Source organism: Brachyspira catarrhinii (genome assembly GCF_005518285.1).
Taxonomy (GTDB): Bacteria; Spirochaetota; Brachyspiria; order Brachyspirales; family Brachyspiraceae; genus Brachyspira; species Brachyspira catarrhinii.
The window spans coordinates 1-238 of the sequence record NZ_SJDU01000938.1; the positions used below are offsets into that span (position 1 = coordinate 1).

The window sequence follows — 238 nt, forward strand, 5'->3', positions numbered from 1 at the left end:
GACAAAAATCAAAACTATTTATTACAATTTTATGTATCTTCGGACTGCTATTTTCTTATAGCTGTAGCTGTAAGAATAGGGTAAGCAATCCCGATGACACTCCAACAGACGGCGGAGTAATAACAAACGACATACCTCCAGGAACTTTTTTCATCAGCGAGGCAACGGACAATGTCACGACTGATTTTGTCGTAAAATCGGCGTCTACGGTTGGCGAAATAAAAATCGGTTTCGTTTC

1 protein-coding gene is annotated in these 238 nt (G+C 39.9%); it reads left to right on the forward strand.

The genetic code is table 11. From position 1 onward, the window contains the following. Positions 1–238, forward strand: a 238-nt coding sequence (locus EZH24_RS14680) for a hypothetical protein (RefSeq protein WP_161976227.1), incomplete at both ends; no start/stop codon positions are given.